The organism is Succinivibrio faecicola (assembly GCF_019448115.1).
Lineage (GTDB): Bacteria > Pseudomonadota > Gammaproteobacteria > Enterobacterales > Succinivibrionaceae > Succinivibrio > Succinivibrio faecicola.
Map to the genome: position 1 here is coordinate 1 of NZ_JAGFNY010000035.1, position 19,759 is coordinate 19,759.

The following is a 19,759-nucleotide window of genomic DNA, read 5'->3' on the forward strand; positions in this document are numbered from 1 at the left end:
AGATCTACCTATGTTATTGTGGCAGATCGTTAACACTAACAGACCTCATGCTAAATCGGCTTAAGGTCCTAGGTATGATAAAGAATTTTTAGGCTAAAAGTATCTTTCTTACTGTGCATGTATGAATAAGAGAGAATTCAAAAGCCTTTAGAAAGTGCAATAAAACAAGATTTTTAATATAATTGTAAAAAAAAACTGTTGGGGATTTTATGGGACTTTTTTCAATTTTTTCTAAAAAAAATAACGAGATAAAAAAAGAAATTACTGAAGATAAAAATGTAGTTTTATCAAATGAATCAGTAAACGAAGCAGACAACAAAGCAGATAAAGAAAACGATAATAAATCAGCTTTAGAAAATTCAGTAGAATCTGAACAAAAATCAGACGAAGTAAAAGTTGATATTTCAGAGGATAAAAACAATTCTTCAGAAGAAAAAAAGAAGAAGAATAAGATATCTTTCTTTGAAAAACTTAGAAAAACAAGAGAAAACCTATCTTATGGATTATCAGCTTTAGTAAAGGGAAGAAAGATAGATGATGATCTTTATGATGATCTTGAAACATCCTTATTAACAGCTGATTTAGGTGTTGAAACAACACAGAAGGTTATAGAAAAACTTAAGAAAGAATCAAAATTAAGAGAACTTCATGACGCTTCTGCTTTAAAGGAAAATCTAAAGATTATCTTAAATGAGATCCTCAGGGACTGTGCTGAACCATTAAAGATAGAAAAGAATACTCAGATGCCATATGTAATACTGATGGTAGGTGTTAATGGTGCAGGTAAAACAACAACTATAGGAAAACTTGCAAGTAAATTCAAAGCACAGGGGTTAAAGGTAATGCTAGCTGCTGGTGATACTTTCAGAGCAGCTGCTGTAGAACAGTTAAAGTCCTGGGGGGAAAGATGCGATATTCCTGTTGTTTCTCAGCCTACAGGTTCAGACAGTGCTTCTGTTATTTACGATGCCTTAAGTTCAGCAATTGCTCATAAAACAGACGTTCTGATATGCGATACAGCAGGACGTTTGCAGAATAAAGATAACCTAATGGAAGAACTTAAGAAAATTACCAGAGTAATGAAAAAACACTCAGAATCAGTTCCAAATGAGGTGATGTTAGTTTTAGATTCTACAACTGGACAGAATGCTATTTCACAGATGAAGATATTCTCTCAGGCAGTAAATGTAACAGGAATAACTTTAACAAAACTAGATGGTACTGCAAAGGGGGGAATTATTTTTGCACTCTCTGATCAGTTTAAGGTTCCTGTAAGATATATTGGTATCGGAGAAAAGGTTGAAGATTTAAGAGAATTTGATTCTGAAAGTTTTGTTGATGCTCTTGTGGATTAAGTACTGATATAAATTATCGTTGAAAAAGTAAACGACAATAGTACACTTAGTCTTCACAAAGAAGAGAATGAAATGACACAGAATGATAACACCACATATGGATTGTTAGCTCCAGTAGGAAATATCGATAGCTATGTAAAAGCTATCGGTTCTGTTCCTATGCTTGAACCAGATGACGAGAGATCTCTTGCTATCAGGCTTAGAGATTATGGTGATATCGAAGCTGCAAGAAAACTTATTCTCTCACACCTAAGATTGGTTGTAAGCATAGCAAGAGGCTATTCTGGATATGGTCTTCCTGTTGCAGATCTTATACAGGAGGGAAATATTGGTCTGATGAAGGCTGTCAAGCACTTTGATCCTGATGCAGGTGCAAGACTTGCAGCTTTTGCTGTTCACTGGATTAAGGCCGAGATCCACGACTACGTAATTAAAAACTGGCGAGTAGTAAAGGTTGCTACAACAAAAGCTCAAAGAAAACTATTTTTTAAGTTACGTCAGAATAAAAAGCACCTTGGCTGGTTTACCGATTCTGAAAGAGAAACTGTAGCTAATGATTTAGGTGTTAGTGAAAGTGATGTTGCAGAAATGGAAAAAAGACTCTCTGGTCAGGATATTGGTTATGATCTAAGCAGTGATGATGCATCCGATAGTTCTTCTGTTTCTCTACCTTTACTAGCTCCGTCATCCTATCTTGAGGATGAAAATTCCAACTTTGCTAAAAAGTTTGAAAACCGAGATTATCAAAGCTATGAGCTTGAGTGTCTTTCAAAAGCACTTAATTCTCTTGATGATCGTTCTAAATTTATTCTCAAGCGAAGATGGCTTGATGATGAAAAAGCGACTTTACAGGATCTTTCATCTGAATTAAAGGTTTCTGTAGAGAGAGTAAGACAGATTGAAAACGCTGCAATGAAAAAGGTTAAAGAAAGTATTCTAAGAGAAAGAGAACACGATAACCATTCTTCAGAAAAGATTCTAATTACCAATAAAAAGAGAAATTAAAAAGAATTAAATATCTTTTTAGTTCAGGCTCGACTTTTTTATTCTTTGATCGGAGGATAAAAAGGTTTACCCCAGTTTTCGCTTTTATCTGGATATTTCATCATAATGATAAGCATCTGTGGAATGATCTCCATTAAGAATTCGGCACCATCATCAATCTGAATTCTGTTTTTTACACTTCCACATGTAGCTCCACCATGAACAAGCTGATTTCTTATTGTATATAGTCTGTCAAAAACCAGTGCCAGAAGTGTTTCGGTATCCTGTTTTTCAAGGCAACCTATAGCTACGTTATTTATATTTTTAAAAGATTCTTCCCAGTTTTCTGCATATTTATCGCCGTTAACATAATCCCAATATTTCTGGTATGTGTAATGATTTTTCAGTATCATGTTTATGCACTTTGAGAACTTGTTCCAGACGATGTTATTAAGTGATTTTTCTGTATCTAGATAGCAGATATCTCTTATGAAAGTTTTGAATCTTTCCTTGTCACCTTCTTTTAATGATCCGCAAAGATCTCTACCGTAGATAGCATTGAAAGATATCCATAAACTGATAAAAGTAAAATCAAGATTCTCTTCAGACTCTGTATAAAAAATGCGAGCCTTTTTCAACCAGCTCAATGAGCGGTGAAGTCTTATTCTAAACTGTTCATCAAAAGAATTCTTATTTACTTTATAGTAGTTTATTGCTTTGGATATCATACTGTTACCTAATTGCCCCCTTTATGTTCTTTTTCATAAGGCTTCTATGTCTTATTTTTACGCTGATGCCACGTTTTATAAATCTATCTGCTAGACTTTGGGCAATATAAACTGATCTGTGAAAACCACCGGTACAGCCGATTGCTACAGTTAGATAACTTCTATCAGAACTTTCTATTGGCTTTAATATTCCATAGATAAGATCATCAATCTTGTCTATATATGCACCCACTTCAGGATAATTGGAGAAATATTCTTTTATTTGATTATCAAGTCCACAGTATTCTCTTATAGAAGGTTCCCAATAAGGGTTTGGAAGAAATCTTGCATCAAAAACAAAATCAGCATCCTTGGTAATACCATCTTTGAATCCAAATGATTCAAAAATAACAGCAACTTCTTTAAAAGGTTTACCTTTTATAGTTGTAATAACCTGAGTACAAAGCTCATGAATAGACATATTTGTTGAGTCAATTCGTAAGTCTGCAATAGATGATATATTTTTTAGAAGTTCTGTCTCTTTATCAATAGCTTCTTTTAAGGATAGATTATGAAGTGATAAAGATAATGGATGAAGTCTTCTAGTCTCAGAATATCTTTTTATAAGAACTTGATCATCTGCATCAATAAAGATAACAGTACTATTTACAAGGGGATCATGAATGGTCTTATTATAAATATCGTTAAGCTCAGAATAGTCTTCTGTTAAAGGAATGTTTCTTATATCAATAGAAACGGCAATTTTAGGGTATGTCTTCTTAGCCATTTCAATCAGATCTTTTAAGAAAGCAATTGGAAGATTATCAATACAGTAGAAACCTAAATCTTCTAAGGCATGTAAAGCAACAGTTTTACCTGAGCCAGATCTACCAGAAATTACAACTAGTTCTACTTTGTGTTCCATATCATTACCTAGTTTTCATTGATCATTATTGTGTCGACTATTATGTGTTGACTGCTATCTAGCAATATGTCTATCTGATTTAATATTATTTCTATCTTTTTTATTTCATTTTTAGCTAGTCTTAAAGAGTTGAGCAGATCATTATTTGATAGAACTTTTGTTATATTCTGTAAAAGAGTTTCTGATTTTTCAACATTGTCTTTTTTATTAAAAAACATACTAAAGGCAATGTCTATAAGCTGCTCATCTGCATCAATAGAATTAAAGGTGATAGGTTTATTGAGAATACATAGGATTGCAAAGGATGGTGTTTTTCCTTCGAATACAGTGTGAGGAATAGATATGCCTGGATAAAAGACTGTTGATCCTAGAGTTTCTCTTTTATTCAGTGCTTCAACTATATCGTCAGAGTCTGTATCAATTATAGAAGCTGCACACTGAGCAATTTCTTCAAAAAGTCTTTTCTTGCTGAAACAGAATAAAGGTGCAAGTATTTTGGTTTCAGGAAGTATTATCAATTTATCACCTTTACAAACTAAAAGGCCCTGCTAATACAGGGCCAAATAACTCGAAGCAGAAAATATAATTAAGACTTAAGTTTGTCCTTATATTTTACTAACTGAGCATCAACCTTATCGATTAATCCGTCAATAGCTGGATACATACTCTCGGCAGTGTGTTCAGCGTGTAAATTTCCGCCAGCAACAGCTAAATCAGCTTTCGCAATATGGTCGAGCTTTTCTACTGTCAGTGTAATAGAGATTGAGGTAATAATATCACCTTTACGCTCTAGACGCTTGAACTTGTCATTAACATAATCTTTTAATGACTGAGTTACTGTTGTACCAACACCGTGAATTTTAATATCCATATTTACTTCCTTAACCTGATCTTAGTGCCAGGTGATTGATTGTTGTTATTTTTTATGTAACCTACACTTTAATAATAGTAATAAAATCAAAAAATAAAAGTATTGAAGTAACATTTTTTGAAATATTTACTTTATATGACCTAAAGCGAGATTGTGTTCAACCTTTTAATAAAGAAGTAAAAAAAAATCTTGCATTATCAAAAATTTATAGATACAAGCATCAATTTATTCTGATATATGGCTTATATTAGCTTTTTTCTCATAGATGATGCAGGAATACCTATAGCTTCTCTGTATTTTGCTACTGTTCTTCTAGCTACATTCATACCATATTCATTTAGCAAATCAGAAATTTTATTATCTGATAGAGGTTTTTTAGGATCTTCACCTGAAACTAATTCTTTTATCTTAGCTTTTATTGCTGTTGAAGATGCTTCAGATCCGTCTTCTGATCCTACGGATGAGGAGAAGAAGTATTTAAGCTCATAAGTTCCTTGAGGTGTATAAATAAATTTTTGAGTAGTAATACGAGAAATAGTAGATTCATGCATGCTGATTTCTGTCGCAACATCATTGAGTACCATAGGCTGCATAGCACATGCACCTTTTTCCATAAATTCTTTTTGATGTTCAACAATGCATCTTGAAACCTTCAGTAAGGTTTCATTTCTTTTTTCGATACTTTGAATAAACCAGTTTGCTTCCTGCATGTAATCCTTAAAGAATTGTTTTTCTTCCTTTGTTGTAGCATGGTTTGCATAATTTCTGTAATCTTCGTTTATGCGAACCTTTGTATTTGCACTTGGGTTTAATTCAGCTGTATAGCTTCCGTCGCTTCTTTTTACGACAATAACATCAGGAATAATGAAATCGGTTTTTTTTGAAGGAGAAAAATTGCCAGGTCTTGGATTCAGAGAACAAATAAGAGCCAAAACCTTTTTTAGTGCTTCTTCCTTGAGTGATAACTTTTGACAGATTCCTCTGTAATCTTTGTTTGCAAGAAGGTTTATATACAGCTTAATAAGTTTGCTTGCTGTATCTTTGTAAGGGGTATCTGATGGTAATTCATTTAACTGAATTAAAAGACATTCTTGAACATTTCTAGAGCCAACACCTATAGGATCATAATGCTGAACGATTTTTAAAACAGTTGTTACATCTTCTAGTTCAATATTGATTATAGTGTCTTTTAGTGACTCATAGATACTTTCAACAGATTCCGATAAATAACCTGAATCGTCAATAGCATCAATAATTGAATGAGCAATCAGTTTGTCATTTCCGTCTAAAGGTGATAACTCAAGCTGCATCATAAGATGATCTTGAAGAGTTTCTGTTGTTTCTCCTTCATAGACACTGTCATTATCAATGGCAAGTCCTTTTGAACCACGAGGTGCAGCAGAGTAGTTATCATCAATTCTACTTAATTCCTGAGGACTATTTAAGATAGGATCTTGAACTGTACTATCTTTGTTTTCTGATTGAATAGTTCCATTTTCATCAATGGTGCCAGAACTATCAAGACCATCTATTTCCTGACTTTTAATTGATGCATCATTATCGAAAGGATCATATTCTCCATTTTCTGAATTTTCTTTTGCAATCATATCTTCATATGATTCTTCCATAGATGAATGATAATCATCATCTATTTCAAGCATCGGATTGAGATCAACTGTTTGGCGGATTTGTTGCTGTAATTCTATGGATGATAGTTGTAAAAGCTTAATCGCCTGCTGCATCTGAGGCGTAAGCATCTGACTTTGAGTCTGAGTGGCACGTGTTTTTAAGTTTAAATTAAGACCAACCATATAATTTACCCATAACTAAATTACATAGAGAAATCCTTTCCTAGATATACATCCTTAACTTTATCATTATTCAATACTTCTTGAGGTGATCCTTTTGCAATTATCTGACCTGCATTAACAATATATGATTTTTCGCAAACATCTAATGTTTCGCGAACATTATGGTCAGTAATGAGAATTCCAAGACCTCTTTCTTTCAGATGCATAATAATCTGTTTGATGTCACCAACAGAAATAGGATCAACACCAGCAAAAGGTTCATCGAGAAGAATAAATTTTGGTCGCGCAGCAAGTGCTCTTGCGATTTCAACACGTCGTCTTTCACCACCTGATAAAGCCATACCAACGCTATCACGAAGTCTAGTAATGTTGAATTCCTCGAGCAACATATCAACATTTTCTTTCTTTTCAGCTTTTGTAAGATTTGGTAATAGTTCAACCACTCCCATCAGATTTTCGTAAACAGTTAGTTTTCTGAAAATAGAGTTTTCCTGAGGTAAATAACCAACACCAGCTTTAGCTCTTGCATGCATTGGAAGAGCTGTAATATCTTTATCATCAAGATAAACATTTCCACCATCAGAACTTACAATACCAACTATCATATAGAATGATGTTGTTTTACCAGCACCGTTTGGTCCAAGCAAACCAACAATAGTTCCACTGTTTACGCTTATAGAAACGTCAGATACTACAGTACGTTTTTTATAGGTTTTCTGCAGGTGTAATGCTTTTAATTCACTCATATTTAATATCTAACTTAATCTGCTTTTTTATTTTTTAATTCATTTGGAACAAATGTACTCTGAACTCTTCCGTTCTGAGCATTTCCGTTTGTTGCTTTTAATTGTTTTGTAACAGTGTTATAAACAATTTTCTCTCCATTTACATGAGAGTTTTCCTGAAATATAGTTGCTTTTCCAATCAGAATTATCTGATTATCCGCAGGTATATATCTCATAATGGAAGAGCGCGAATTGATAACTTTACCATTATCCTGAGTTTGCTTATAAGTTGTTGGTTTTCCATAAGCAATAATCTCTTTTAATTCGCCATTATTATTTCTTGTAATTTCAGCTCTTTGTGCGTGTATCTCAATAGACCCCTGTGTTGCAACAACTTCTCCAACAAATATTGCTTTGTTGTTATTAAAATCAGCTAGCTGCTCATTAGAAATTATGTTTAATGGCTGTGAAGTATCATCCTTAAGAGCAAAAACACTAGTCGAAAATAGGGATACGCATAAAATGGCTACTTTAATACTATTTCTTCTTAGGGTAGTAAATTGCATTTGGTTTTCCCTTGTATTCTAATACATTATTGGTTAGGTCAAAACTGAAGTCCTTTCCTTCAGTAGAGAATGCCTGTCCAAAAATAGAAACTGTATCTGTTGATGTAATCTTGTTTGTATGAAAATCATATTTCAGACTGAAAGCTGTAGCCTTCTGAACAGGTGCATTCTCAAAACCAGGTGTCAATACGACATCTTCACTGATTGTTGCAAACTCATTTAGTAACATAGATCCTCTTTGACCTTTCAGATGCCACACATCCATACCTTTGTCTGTATATGTATAGCTTGTTATAAGAGGATTATCAAAAAAGTACAAATTTCTATCATTGAAATATGTAAGTTTTGTACTGGTTAATGATTTTTCAACTTTTCCGCTTTTTCCATAGGTGCTTATTGTTGAATCATAAGCAATAAAAGTCGGTAATCCTTCTGGAATTACAATCTTTGTTTTAAAGAATGTATTTGTGTACAGATATAGTAACCCACAGACAACACTTAGAACAAAAGCGATAAGAATCGATCTTTTAGTAACGTTCATCTGCATATCCACCATCAAAATTCATGATACCTTTAGACATTAAAATAAGATCGCAAAGTTCACGAACTGCACCACATCCACCTTTTAGAGTAGTAATATAATCTGATTTAGATTTTATGAAAGGATGAGCATCATTTGGACATACAACGACGCCAGCTACTCTGAACATAGGCATATCATTCAGGTCATCGCCAATAGCAACGACCTCATCAAAACCAATGTTTAATGATTTGCATAGTTCTGTAAGAGCCTCTTTTTTATCACTCTGTCCTTGCATTACATATTCAACTTTCAAATCTTTCATTCTTCTTTGAACTAAAGGAGCCTGCCTGCCTGTGATTACAGCAGTGTGAATTCCTTCCATGAACAGAGCTACAATACCGAAACCATCTTTAACATTGAATTTTTTTAATTCAATAGATTCGTTATCGTAATAAATACCGCCATCAGTTATTGTTCCATCAACATCAAATACCAGTAGTTTTACTATAGATAATCGTGATAGCATGTTCGGATCTATTTTGCCGTAGCAAGTATTAATCTTTTCCATATGACCCCATTGAGTAGTTATCATCCATTATAGCAAGTAATGTGCCATTTACTAAGAAAAGTTAGTTTATTATTGAACTGATTGCAAAAAAAATATGAATAGCAACAAATACAAGATTTTTCCTATATTTAAAAAAAGGCGTTCTAGTTATAATATGGTAATGATAACTGTATTTGGATAGTTAAAATGAATTTTGAAAGTTTAATTGAAGTAAAAGATGTATCTTTTTCTTATTTGAACAAACAGATATACAAGAATTTAAGCTTGTCTATTCCTAAAGGAAAGATTACTGCAATTCTTGGTCCTTCAGGTACGGGAAAAACAACCATTCTCCGACTTATAGGTGCTCAGCTTGTGCCTGATAAGGGAGAAATCTTATTTGACGGTATAAATGTGCATTCTCTTAGAAGAAAGCAGTTATATAAATTAAGAGAAAGAATGAGTATGCTTTTCCAAAGTGGAGCTCTTTTTGCTGATATGACAGTTTTTGAAAATGTTGCCTTTCCATTAAGGGAACATACAAATCTTTCAGAGGATCTATTAGCAGATGTTGTCTTAATGAATCTTGAAGCTGTTGGTATGAGACATGCTGCGAATTTATACCCATCTGAGCTGTCAGGTGGTATGGCTAGAAGAGCAGCACTGGCAAGATCTATTGCTCTTGATCCTGATCTTGTTATGTATGATGAACCATTTGTTGGCCAGGATCCTATTACCAAGGGGGTATTAGTAAAGTTAATTTCTGATATAAACAAATCTCTGGGTAAGACTTCGATTGTGGTTACACACGATGTAAAAGAAATACTAGAAATAGCTCATTATGTGTATATTCTTGCAGAAGGCAGTGTACTAGGTCAGGGAACCCCAGAGGAAATACTGAATAGTACAGATCCTCGTGTAAATCAGTTTATTCGCGGTGATTTTGATGGACCATATGCTTATAAACTCAAGGGTGAAGATAATTATATTGAGGAGCTTTAATTGATAGACTTTGTAGGTTCTTTCGGAAGATATTTCTTAAAGAAATTATCTTCACTTGGAAGATCAACACTTATGTTTTTTCATACTGTGTTTGTTTTCCCAAGTGTAAAAAAGACATTTCCTTTATTGGTAATGCAGATTTATTTTGTGGGTGTACAGTCCATAATTATTATTATTGTATCTGGTCTGTTTATAGGAATGGTTTTAGGCCTGCAAGGATTTAATATTCTTAAAGATTTTATGGCTACAGGATCACTAGGAAGTCTTGTTTCTTTATCAATAATCAGAGAATTAGGTCCTGTTGTTACAGCACTATTATTTGCAGGTAGAGCTGGTTCAGCATTAACTGCAGAAATCGGTCAGTTAAAAGCATCTGAACAGCTTAATGCTATGGAGATGATGGCTGTTGATCCACTACATAGAATTGTGGCTCCTAGATTTTGGGCTGGAATGATTTCTCTTCCAATTCTGTCTATTCTGTTCTGTCTTGTAGGTATATATGGAGGCAAGCTTGTAGGGGTAGATTGGTTAGGACTTGATGAAGGAATCTATTTTAGTTCAATGCAGTCTAGTGTTGAATTGGGCGCAGATCTTGTACCGATGTTAATAAAGTCAGTATCTTTTGGTTTTGTCTGCACTTGGATAGCATTGTTTAACGGTTATGATTGTAAACCTACCTCAGAGGGTATCAGCAGAGCAACAACAGCAACAGTGGTTCAATCATCATTAGGAATTCTGGGAATGGACTTTGTCCTTACAGCTTTAATGTTTTAGGAAGTAGAAAATGAAATACGCAAAAGCAGAAGTTCTTGTCGGATTATTTATGTTGCTAGGTATTATTGCTGCAACAGTTCTAGCTTTAAAGGTAGCTGGTTTAGTTTTAGACACCGACACTAAAAATTATAGAGTATATGCAAAATTTGAGAATATCGGGTCTTTACGTGTAAGAGCTCCTGTTAGGATTGGTGGTGTACTTATTGGTAGAGTAACAGCCATTACTCTTGATAAGGAAACTCTATCTCCTGTTGTTGAAATAGGCATAGAAAACAGATATTCAACAATTTCATCTGAATCAAAGGCATCAATTCAGACAGCAGGTATTATTGGAGAACAGTATATTTCAATTACCCCTGGTTTTTATGACGAGGAAATGGGAACTACCTATCTAAAAGATGGCGACTATATTAAGGACACCGGTTCCGCTCTGGTTCTAGAAGAGCTAATTTCAAAATTTGTGTTTAATTCAGAGCAGGACAAGAAAAAAGAAGCTGAAAAAGAAGCAGAAACTAACTAATTAAAAGGAAAAACAAATTATGAAATCTTTAATAAAGTTATTCGTTGCAATAGGAGCTCTATTATCTTTTAACTGTGCAAATGCACAGGAAAACCCATATGAGCTTGCAAACACAGTAGCTCACAATACAATTGTTCAGATTAAGGCAAACAAGGATTCTTTATCAGACAGAGTGGTAGCAGAAAAAATCATTAACGAAAATCTTATGCCACATATTGACGTAAAGTATGCAGCATATAAGGTAATAGGAACTTCTTTGAAGAATACTACAGCTGAGCAGAGAGAAAACTTTACAAAGGCTTTTGCTGAAAATATGAAGAATTCTTTTGTTAAAGTTCTGACAAAATATACAAGCCAGGAGATAATTCCATCAGCTGTTAAAGCTGTTCCTGAAGATGAAACATTAGTTTCCGTAAAGATGAATATTCATGAGGATGGAAAGAAGGATTTAGAGCTTGTTTTAAAGCTTCGTAAGAACAAAAAGACAAATGTATGGAAAGCCTATGATATGGTAGCAGAGAATATCTCTATGTTAGAATCAAAGGTATCAGAGATTTCTCCTATTATTAAGAATCAGGGAATTGAAAAGGCTATTGAGATCCTTAATAGTAACGAAACCAAATAATCCCGGGGAATCATATGCAATTCGAAAAGTTGAGTTTTGATGTAGTACCTGATATTTATGAGAAAAAAGATCAGTACTTCAAAGATGAATGTGTTGATTTAAAATCCCTAAAAGTAATTGATGCTGCAGGGATGGCCTTTCTAGTAAAATGGGCAAAAAGCAGAGAAGACAGAAAACTTAAACTTTTGAACACACCGTCAGATGTTATTAATCTGATAAAAACCTATAGACTGAATGACCTTTTTGAGATTGTAAACTAATGGCTGTACAAGAACATTTTGAAGGCTTTGATCAGGCACCTGACGAGCAAAGCCGTTCTGCGCATAAACGAGAGGCTCAGGCCTTAAGAAAACTTGTTGAAAAGATTGCTGATCTTGGAGAACAGAGTTTTAAAAAACTTGTTTTAGATCCACAGGTTAAAGAGGCCTTAATCATTGCTAGATCTTTAAAACCAAGAAGTGATGAAAGAAGACGTCAGCTTCAGTATGTAGCTAAAATTCAGCGATCATGTGAAGATTTTGCTTCACTTGAAGAACAGGTTAACATGCTAGGAGCATCTTCTAAGGAAGATCCTAGAACAATGCGCTTTGAAAAATTAAGAGAAAACCTAATAGTTGGTGACGTTTCTGTTCTAAATGCTGTATGTTCTTTGATTAAGGAAATTGACAGAAATAAACTTCGTACTTTAGTTAAGAAGGCAAAAGTTGAAGCAGAAGGTGATCTTGAAGCAAGTAAGCCAAATTCCAGAGCTTTGTTTAAATACTTAAAGAGTGAGTTTACAAAAGCAGGAATTGATGTACCAAACGAGTTAATAAAGTAACTTTATAACCTCAATTATCAATCTGACCAGCTGCCAAATCAGTAAAATCTATTACAGAAGTTTCTATCTCATTTGGAAGTGGTCAGATTTTCAAGTACCAATTTTTAATAAAATCCTTTGACATTAAGGTGTTATCCTTAGTCGGTGTTTCTTATAACATCAAAACTTAATGGTTCTAGGATAAACTGTATATACCCGTCTTCGCTTGCTTGAAGAATTTTTTCTTTTTTTGTAATTAGTCTTTCATATTTTTTCTTATCGGCAATATCTTTTGAAATACTGATAAGTTTGTTTTCATTTGAAATATTCATTACATATATGAAATCACTATCATTAGAATGAGTCTTTTTTACAGCGAATATATCTGAATTTGCTTTTAGTAGAAGCAATTTTCCATTAGATATTGAATCATGTTCAGACCTTATCTTCATAAGATAAGAGAATAGATCTTTTGTTTTTTCTTCTTGCTGTGTAAAACCAGAAATTTTTCCGTTATCTCTTGATACATGATCGTCATAAAAATCCATTACAGATATTTTTTTATCGAAATCTGGTACTTCCTGACCGATTTCTTCTCCGTAATAGTTTGTGATAGGACCAGATGGTACAAGTGCTAAGAATGACAGTGCAAGATGTATTCTCTGCCAGTAACTATCTTGTAAACCTGCTCTTTGAATAAGATCTCCAAATCTAACAAGATCATGATTGGTTATCATGAAATTCGGCATTGCATGAGATGGGAAATTTATCTCATCATATTTCATCAGATCTCTAATATTTCTGGCAACATGTACCTGTTTGCCCCATTCTTCAGTTGCAAGTGTCTGTACAAGGCCATAACGTAGTGCAAAATCAAAATTAGAATAAAGACCAATATTTTCATTATCACCATAGCCAGTTGAAACTATTGTAGGATTATCTGACCAAATTTCTCCGACTACATATCCAAGAGGGTGAACACTTTTACCCTCATAGTTTGTGTATTCAACTTTTTTTGAAACATCTTCAATTGTTTTTCTAAGAATAGATAGATTTTCTACGGGAATCTGATAAGCCTGATCCAATCTGAAACCATCAATCTTATATGTTTCAATATAGTATTCAACAAGTTCTTTGAAGTATTCTAATGATTTTCCTCCATCATTAAAGTCAGTGCACAAAGTGTGTGCTACAGGAGGGTAAAATGAATTATTTGATCCAATACATTTGTCTGTGGTAGAAATCTTGTTTCCTTTTGGTGATGTATTTACAAGATCATCTCTAAAATGACCGAATACTCCATCTAAGATTACGTAGATTCCTTTTTCATGCGCTTTATCTACAAGTTCTTTTAATGTGTTTTCATCACCGAAATTTCTGTCTATCTTGTAGTAGTTTCTTGTATAGTATCCAGTAGCATCTAGTTTTGACTTGTCTTTATCTGAAGGTGCACTTTCAAAGATAGGGGTAAGCCATATAGCGTTCATGTTTAGTGATTTAATATAATCAAGAGAATTTAATACTCCCCTTAAATCACCTTTATGAGAAGATGGACCATATCCTACATCATAATTTCTGTTTGGATCGCCATCTTGGAATGATTCGACCATTATCTGATAGATTCTAAGATCGGTATGTTTCTTTACAGTTCCAATTTGCTCTTTGTATGCTGCAAGATAATCAAAAATAGGCTCCTGACTAGTCAGATTAACTGTGTCAAAATTATTTGAAGAGCTATTGGTGCAAGATGTGCAAAGTAAAGCTAGAGAAAGATAAATAGTTGATAGTCGTTTCATTTAAATTGTTCCCAAATAAAGGTTTAAGCGAATATAATATTTGAGAACATCTTTATCAATGATTGAAAATCAATAATTTTGATTTGATCAAATTTAATTGCTGGTTCCACCAACGATAAGCTCATCGACTTTAACTGTTGGCTGACCTATACCAACTGGTACAGATTGACCTGCTTTTCCACAGGAGCCAATACCTTTATCAAATTCTAGATCATTACCTACCATAGATACTTTTTGCATGGTATTAGGTCCGTTTCCAATTAAAGTTGCTCCTTTAATAGGGGTTGTAATCCTACCGTTTTCAATAAGGTAAGCTTCAGAAGTTGAGAATACAAATTCTCCTGAGGTTATATCTACCTGACCACCTTTGAAATTAACAGCATAAATACCTTTTTTTACAGATTTTATTATTTCTTCTTTTTCATAGTTGCCGTTCTGTAAATAGGTATTTGTCATTCTTGGAAGAGGTAAGGTATTGTATGACTCTCTTCTTCCATTTCCTGTGGATTTCATGTTCATCAGCATTGCATTCTGCTTATCTTGCATATATCCCTTTAAGATACCTTTTTCAATTAGGATATTGCAGTTTGAATCAGTACCTTCATCATCAAAATTCATGGAGCCTCGACGATTTTTTATGGTTCCATCATCAATGATAGTGCAGTGTTCTGATGCAACTTTCTGACCAATCTTATCTGAAAAAGCAGAAGATCCTGTTCTATTGAAATCACCCTCAAGACCATGACCTACAGCTTCGTGTATTAGAACTCCAGGCCAACCGTTTCCTAAAACGACGTTCATTGTTCCTGCAGGCGCATTAATAGCTTCCATGTTTACACTTGCAGATCTAACTGCCTCATTTGCAAGATAAGTCAGAGTTTCATCTCCAAGTATTTCATCAAGCAAGAAGGCACCGCCTGTTGATGCAGAACCTTTTTCGATTCTTCCATTTGATTCCATTACAACAACGACAGAAATACGAACAAAAGGTTTTGAATCGTATCTCATGGATGAATCTGTAGGTATAACAATAATATTCTTATGTGCACAGGCAAGATTAGCCATAACTTGAGTAATTCTTGGATCAAGTGCTCTTGCCTTTTTATCAAGAATTTCAAGAACAGCAGCTTTTTTCTCGTTGCTGATTGTATCGATAGGGTTTAATTCTGTATATAACTGTTTTGATTCAATTCTGTTTAGTCTGTTTATAGCAACTCCATCACATCTGTGACCTTTTGTGATTGAGTGGGCAGCTTTACATGCTTCGATAAGTGATTTATTGTCTAAAACATCAGAATAAGCAAATCCTGTTTTTCCTTCTTTGATCGCTCTTACTCCTACGCCTTTTGAAATGCTGTAAGAGCCTCCTTTTACAATACCTTCTTCAAGTGCAAATGATTGGGAAACTAGGTGTTCAAAATATAAATCACCAAAGTTGATTTCTCTAGAATTTAGAATATTTAGTGATTTAAGACAGCTTTCTTCTGTTATATCGCTGTCAGAAAAGATTTTTTCACAAACTGAATCGAAATTAACCATTATTTTGTACCTGAAACTATTTTTATACAGACACCTAATTCTCTTAATGCTTTTCTAACTTCGTTAATAGGAAGTCCAATTACTGTTGTTACCGATCCTGATACTTCTTTGATAAAGATAGAGGCAATACCTTGCAAAGCATAAGCACCGGCTTTATCATCACATTCTCCTGATGCTACATATGTTTTAAGCTCATCATCTGATATACAATCGAATGTAACCGAACATTTAACACAGAAGCATTTTACTCGTTCTTGATATACGATTGATGTTCCTGTAAAAACCTCATGAGTTCTACCCTGAAGTTTTTTCAGCATATTGAAGGCATCTTCTCTGTTATTTGGTTTTCCTAATATCTGATTATCTATGGCCACAACAGTATCTGCTGCAATTACAACAGCATCTGTATTGTCAGCGCTGACAGCAAAAGCTTTATCTTTTGATAGTCTTAATACCAGGTGTTCTGGAAGTTCCCCTTCCTTTACTGTTTCATCAACATCTGGTTTTATGCATTCATATTGCAACCCCAGATAATTCATGAATTCTTTTCTTCGAGGAGAAGATGAGGCTAATATTATTCTTGTCATATTAGTTTATTTTGTTTTCGTTCTCTTTATCAGAAGATACAGAGAATGTTGCACATAATAATGTACATGTTAGGAATATAATCGGCCAGAAAAGAGCAGTAACTATTGAAGGTATTACGAAATTTATCTCATAGTAACTCTGTCCGATAATATGCTCAATCCAGTATCCAAGAACAGTAACAATCAGGTTCACAAGACCGATAATGATACTTTGCTGGTAAATAGCATATTTTGCAAAATTCTTGAACTGAGTGCTAATGATATATATCTGTGAGCATATTACAAAGGCATTGATTCCAAGTGGTGCTCCTGATGCTAGATCAAGAATAATTCCAACTAGCCAAGAAACTTCAAGCTTATAAGTGAATTTTGAATTCATTGAGAAAAACAAAATTACAAGGATCAGCAAATCAGGTCGATTTTCTGAGACTACTGCAGGAAGTCTTACTAACTGAATAAAAAGTGATAACAGAAGCATTGGAACCAGAACAACAGCTGGAGACTTTCTGTTTTCTTTAGAATTAATCATTACTGTTGTCCTTCTGAATTATCTACAACTCGATCCTTTACAGATAATGTTTTTATTAGATCTTTTATCTTCCTCTGATGAAGGATTACTTTGCTGTCAGTTTGTTCTTTTGCAAGGCTCTTAATATCTTCGCTATTTTCAAGAGAGGTCCAGTACATAAGAACAAATCTCATCTTATCAGTATCAACCAGAGGTTTTGCTTTTACTTCAGCAAAAGGCTGAGAATCTGAGAATCCTACTTTTGATACTATTGCTACAGGATATCCTCTTGGGTATACACCACCAATACCAGAAGTTAACAGAAGATCGCCTTTTTTAATATCAGCAGAACGTGGAACGTTATTGATAATAATATCGTCATGAGAACCAGAACCGCTTGATATAGCTCTTACGTTGGATCTTTCGTCAACAACAGGGATAGAGCAGTTAGGATCTGTTAATAATAGAACTCTTGAAAAAGCATAATTAACGTTAATTACCTGACCTACAAGTCCTTTATCTGTAATTACAGGCATGCCCTCATGAACTCCATCTGAAGCACCTCTGTTAACGGTAACACGATGAAGATATGGATCAGGATCTACGTCAATAACTTCAGCAAAAAGTCTTTTGTTCTTTGTTCTTATAGGCGAATTTAATAACTGTCTTAGAGCTTTGTTTTCAGCTTCTAAGTCTTTAAGTTTTAGTGAATCTGCTCTCTGCATGAAATTCTCTGTAGAAAGCTGTTCATTCTCTTTAATAAGTTCTGAATGAGTTTTTAGCTGTGAAGATACAACACGACCTACAGCATGAGGAGAATCAGCAAATACTAAAACAGGATATAAAGCAGATTCAAGATAGAATCTTATGTCATTTAACAGCTTGGATCTTACATCCAAAGCCATAACAGCCAGAGACAGAATAATCACTATTCCGAATCTGAAATGTACATATGAATGAGACTGATCTGAGTTTTTCAAATCATTACCTAGAAAAGTAAAAGGATCTCCTTAAAGGAGATCCATTGAGTTTTTAATCAAAGATTTCGTTATCTTGAGTATCATACATCTCAAGAGCTCTACCACCACCGCGAGCAACGCAGGTGAGAGGATCCTCTGCAATTGTTACAGGAATACCTGTTTCTTCTCTTAAGAGTTTATCAAGATTGTGCAGAAGTGCACCACCACCTGATAACATCATTCCATGCTCAGCAATATCTGCAGCAAGCTCTGGTGGTGATTTCTCGAGTGCAGTACGAACAGCTGCAACGATACCCTTAATAGGATCTGATAACGCCTCAAGAATTTCGTTTGAGTTTAAGGTAAATGAACGAGGTACACCTTCAACAACAGATCTGCCTCTTACTTCCTTTTCATGCATTTCCTGTTCAGCATATGCAGAACCGATTTCAATCTTTACCTGCTCAGCAGTAGACTCACCGATTTCATAGCGCTTTGTGTTGCGAACATAGTCGATAATTGCCTGATCAAAACGGTTACCACCGATTCTTACTGAACTTGAATATACAATACCGTTTAGGGAGATGATTGCAACCTCAGTAGTACCACCACCGATATCAACAATCATAGAACCTTTAGCTTCAGAAACTGGTAAACCTGCACCGATAGCTGCAGCCATAGGCTCAGTGATCAAGAAAACCTCACTTGCACCAGCACCTTCTACAGACTCTCTGATAGCTCTTCTTTCAACCTGAGTTGCACCACATGGAACACATACAAGAACACGAGGGCTTGGCTTGAATGGAACAAAGCGACCATTCTGAAGAACTTTTGAAATAAAGTACTGAAGCATTTTTTCAGTATACTGGAAATCAGCAATAACGCCGTCTTTCATTGGGCGGATAACTTCCAGATTATCAGGACTTCTACCAAGCATTGTCTTTGCTGCTTTACCAACAGCATCAACTTTACGCTGTGCACCACCGTTTCTGTCTAATCTTACAGCTACTACTGATGGTTCATTTAATACAATGCCTTTGTTCTTTACATAAACTAATGTGTTTGCTGTTCCCAAATCAATGGAGAGATCATTTGAGAACATACTGCGTAATTTTTTAAACATTTACTAATGTTCCAATTGCAAATAGGAAAAAATTCGAATCGTTTCTTTCTGTATTTTCTGCATATAACAGAATACAGTTATATTTATCTTTTTTAGCTTAGCTGACATATATAAAAAAGCATATAAAGACAGTTTAAAAAAATTTTAAATATATAAAAATTTCTTTATATTAAATTTTTTAAATAGAGATCAACTACATGCGCTAGTGAAAAGTATATCACAGCAATAGGCCTGTTTTGCTTTAAGAATGGGTGTTTGAGTAAAAAAAGCAAATCACTATCACATATCTGACATTGAGCAGTAAATTTTAGGGATATTTTTCGGGCTAGTGTAACTTGTTGATTTTCGATCACTTTTTACATTTGCAATTATTGAATAAGATTATTTTATAAATCAATAGGATAATATCAATTTTGAGACACAAGGATCACTTCAGCATACTTGAATTTGTTAATTGTGAACCACGGATCACGCAAACTATAATTTGCTTGAGAATGTCTTTGTAGTACTGTA

General features: G+C 34.2%; 23 protein-coding genes. 8 read left to right on the forward strand and 15 right to left on the reverse strand.

Going from position 1 to position 19,759, the window contains the following annotated elements:
* The first annotated feature begins 209 nt into the window (after positions 1-209).
* Together ftsY and rpoH are read left to right on the forward strand one after the other, a co-directional pair.
* Positions 210-1,355 (forward strand): signal recognition particle-docking protein FtsY, encoded by a 1,146-nt coding sequence (gene ftsY / locus J5V48_RS08315; protein ID WP_219938119.1) that lies wholly within the window; start codon positions 210-212, stop codon positions 1,353-1,355.
* 72 nt (positions 1,356-1,427) lie between these two features.
* Positions 1,428-2,360, forward strand: a complete 933-nt coding sequence (rpoH, locus tag J5V48_RS08320; RefSeq protein WP_219938120.1) for an RNA polymerase sigma factor RpoH — start codon at positions 1,428-1,430, stop codon at positions 2,358-2,360.
* Positions 2,361-2,398: 38 nt separating this feature from the next.
* Here the strand turns inward: rpoH and J5V48_RS08325 are convergent, their stop codons facing one another.
* From J5V48_RS08325 to J5V48_RS08365, 9 genes are all read right to left on the reverse strand, one after another.
* Positions 2,399-3,067, reverse strand: a complete 669-nt coding sequence (locus tag J5V48_RS08325) for a HEPN domain-containing protein (protein ID WP_219938121.1) — start codon at positions 3,065-3,067, stop codon at positions 2,399-2,401.
* 4 nt (positions 3,068-3,071) lie between these two features.
* Positions 3,072-3,971: an RNase adapter RapZ gene (gene rapZ / locus J5V48_RS08330; RefSeq protein WP_219938122.1), complete on the reverse strand. Its 900-nt coding sequence runs from the start codon at positions 3,969-3,971 to the stop codon at positions 3,072-3,074.
* 8 nt (positions 3,972-3,979) lie between these two features.
* Positions 3,980-4,489 carry a PTS sugar transporter subunit IIA gene (locus tag J5V48_RS08335; protein WP_219938123.1) on the reverse strand — a complete coding sequence of 170 codons (510 nt, stop codon included), beginning with the start codon at positions 4,487-4,489 and terminating at the stop codon, positions 3,980-3,982.
* Positions 4,490-4,557: 68 nt separating this feature from the next.
* The gene (gene hpf, locus J5V48_RS08340; protein ID WP_219938124.1) at positions 4,558-4,842 is read right to left on the reverse strand and encodes a ribosome hibernation-promoting factor, HPF/YfiA family; all 285 of its coding nucleotides are present in this window, start codon (positions 4,840-4,842) and stop codon (positions 4,558-4,560) included.
* A gap of 242 nt (positions 4,843-5,084) precedes the next feature.
* A complete protein-coding gene (locus tag J5V48_RS08345) occupies positions 5,085-6,653 on the reverse strand; it encodes an RNA polymerase factor sigma-54 (RefSeq protein ID WP_219938125.1) in 1,569 nt (522 codons plus the stop codon).
* Between the two features lie 20 nt (positions 6,654-6,673).
* Positions 6,674-7,399 (reverse strand): LPS export ABC transporter ATP-binding protein, encoded by a 726-nt coding sequence (lptB, locus tag J5V48_RS08350; protein WP_219938126.1) that lies wholly within the window; start codon positions 7,397-7,399, stop codon positions 6,674-6,676.
* 14 nt (positions 7,400-7,413) lie between these two features.
* Positions 7,414-7,944, reverse strand: coding sequence for a lipopolysaccharide transport periplasmic protein LptA (lptA, locus tag J5V48_RS08355; RefSeq protein WP_219938127.1), 531 nt, complete (start codon positions 7,942-7,944; stop codon positions 7,414-7,416).
* Positions 7,916-8,485, reverse strand: coding sequence for an LPS export ABC transporter periplasmic protein LptC (gene lptC / locus J5V48_RS08360; protein WP_219938128.1), 570 nt, complete (start codon positions 8,483-8,485; stop codon positions 7,916-7,918). Before lptC ends, lptA begins: the two co-directional genes overlap by 29 nt.
* Entirely contained in the window at positions 8,472-9,035 is a 564-nt protein-coding gene (locus J5V48_RS08365) for a KdsC family phosphatase (protein ID WP_219938129.1), read from the reverse strand. Before J5V48_RS08365 ends, lptC begins: the two co-directional genes overlap by 14 nt.
* 186 nt (positions 9,036-9,221) lie before the next feature.
* Here J5V48_RS08365 and J5V48_RS08370 point away from each other — a divergent pair, with 186 nt between their 5' ends.
* Genes J5V48_RS08370 through yjgA form a run of 6 tightly spaced genes read left to right on the forward strand, consistent with a single transcriptional unit; the run spans position 9,222 to position 12,755 of the window.
* Entirely contained in the window at positions 9,222-10,016 is a 795-nt protein-coding gene (locus J5V48_RS08370) for an ATP-binding cassette domain-containing protein (RefSeq protein ID WP_219938130.1), read from the forward strand.
* Positions 10,017-10,790 (forward strand): lipid asymmetry maintenance ABC transporter permease subunit MlaE, encoded by a 774-nt coding sequence (mlaE, locus tag J5V48_RS08375; protein ID WP_219938131.1) that lies wholly within the window; start codon positions 10,017-10,019, stop codon positions 10,788-10,790.
* A 10-nt stretch (positions 10,791-10,800) separates the two neighbouring features.
* Positions 10,801-11,310 carry an outer membrane lipid asymmetry maintenance protein MlaD gene (gene mlaD / locus J5V48_RS08380; RefSeq protein WP_219938132.1) on the forward strand — a complete coding sequence of 170 codons (510 nt, stop codon included), beginning with the start codon at positions 10,801-10,803 and terminating at the stop codon, positions 11,308-11,310.
* Positions 11,311-11,329: 19 nt separating this feature from the next.
* On the forward strand, positions 11,330-11,935 hold the full coding sequence (locus J5V48_RS08385; protein ID WP_219938133.1) for an MlaC/ttg2D family ABC transporter substrate-binding protein: 606 nt from the start codon (positions 11,330-11,332) through the stop codon (positions 11,933-11,935).
* Between the two features lie 14 nt (positions 11,936-11,949).
* Positions 11,950-12,195, forward strand: coding sequence for an STAS domain-containing protein (locus J5V48_RS08390; protein WP_219938134.1), 246 nt, complete (start codon positions 11,950-11,952; stop codon positions 12,193-12,195).
* Complete coding sequence (gene yjgA, locus J5V48_RS08395; protein WP_219938135.1) at positions 12,195-12,755, forward strand: ribosome biogenesis factor YjgA; 561 nt, start codon at positions 12,195-12,197, stop codon at positions 12,753-12,755. The genes J5V48_RS08390 and yjgA overlap by 1 nt, the downstream gene beginning before the upstream one ends.
* 137 nt (positions 12,756-12,892) lie before the next feature.
* Here yjgA and J5V48_RS08400 read toward each other — a convergent pair whose 3' ends face one another.
* From J5V48_RS08400 to J5V48_RS08425, 6 genes are all read right to left on the reverse strand, one after another.
* Positions 12,893-14,530 carry an alpha-amylase family glycosyl hydrolase gene (locus tag J5V48_RS08400; RefSeq protein ID WP_219938136.1) on the reverse strand — a complete coding sequence of 546 codons (1,638 nt, stop codon included), beginning with the start codon at positions 14,528-14,530 and terminating at the stop codon, positions 12,893-12,895.
* Between the two features lie 93 nt (positions 14,531-14,623).
* A complete protein-coding gene (gene tldD, locus J5V48_RS08405; RefSeq protein WP_219938137.1) occupies positions 14,624-16,069 on the reverse strand; it encodes a metalloprotease TldD in 1,446 nt (481 codons plus the stop codon).
* Positions 16,069-16,656, reverse strand: coding sequence for a Maf family protein (locus J5V48_RS08410; RefSeq protein ID WP_219938138.1), 588 nt, complete (start codon positions 16,654-16,656; stop codon positions 16,069-16,071). Before J5V48_RS08410 ends, tldD begins: the two co-directional genes overlap by 1 nt.
* Position 16,657: 1 nt before the next feature.
* Positions 16,658-17,185 carry a rod shape-determining protein MreD gene (mreD, locus tag J5V48_RS08415; protein WP_219938139.1) on the reverse strand — a complete coding sequence of 176 codons (528 nt, stop codon included), beginning with the start codon at positions 17,183-17,185 and terminating at the stop codon, positions 16,658-16,660.
* The gene (mreC, locus tag J5V48_RS08420; RefSeq protein WP_219938140.1) at positions 17,185-18,144 is read right to left on the reverse strand and encodes a rod shape-determining protein MreC; all 960 of its coding nucleotides are present in this window, start codon (positions 18,142-18,144) and stop codon (positions 17,185-17,187) included. Before mreC ends, mreD begins: the two co-directional genes overlap by 1 nt.
* Positions 18,145-18,196: 52 nt before the next feature.
* Positions 18,197-19,246 carry a rod shape-determining protein gene (locus tag J5V48_RS08425; RefSeq protein ID WP_219938141.1) on the reverse strand — a complete coding sequence of 350 codons (1,050 nt, stop codon included), beginning with the start codon at positions 19,244-19,246 and terminating at the stop codon, positions 18,197-18,199.
* Positions 19,247-19,759: the final 513 nt, after the last annotated feature.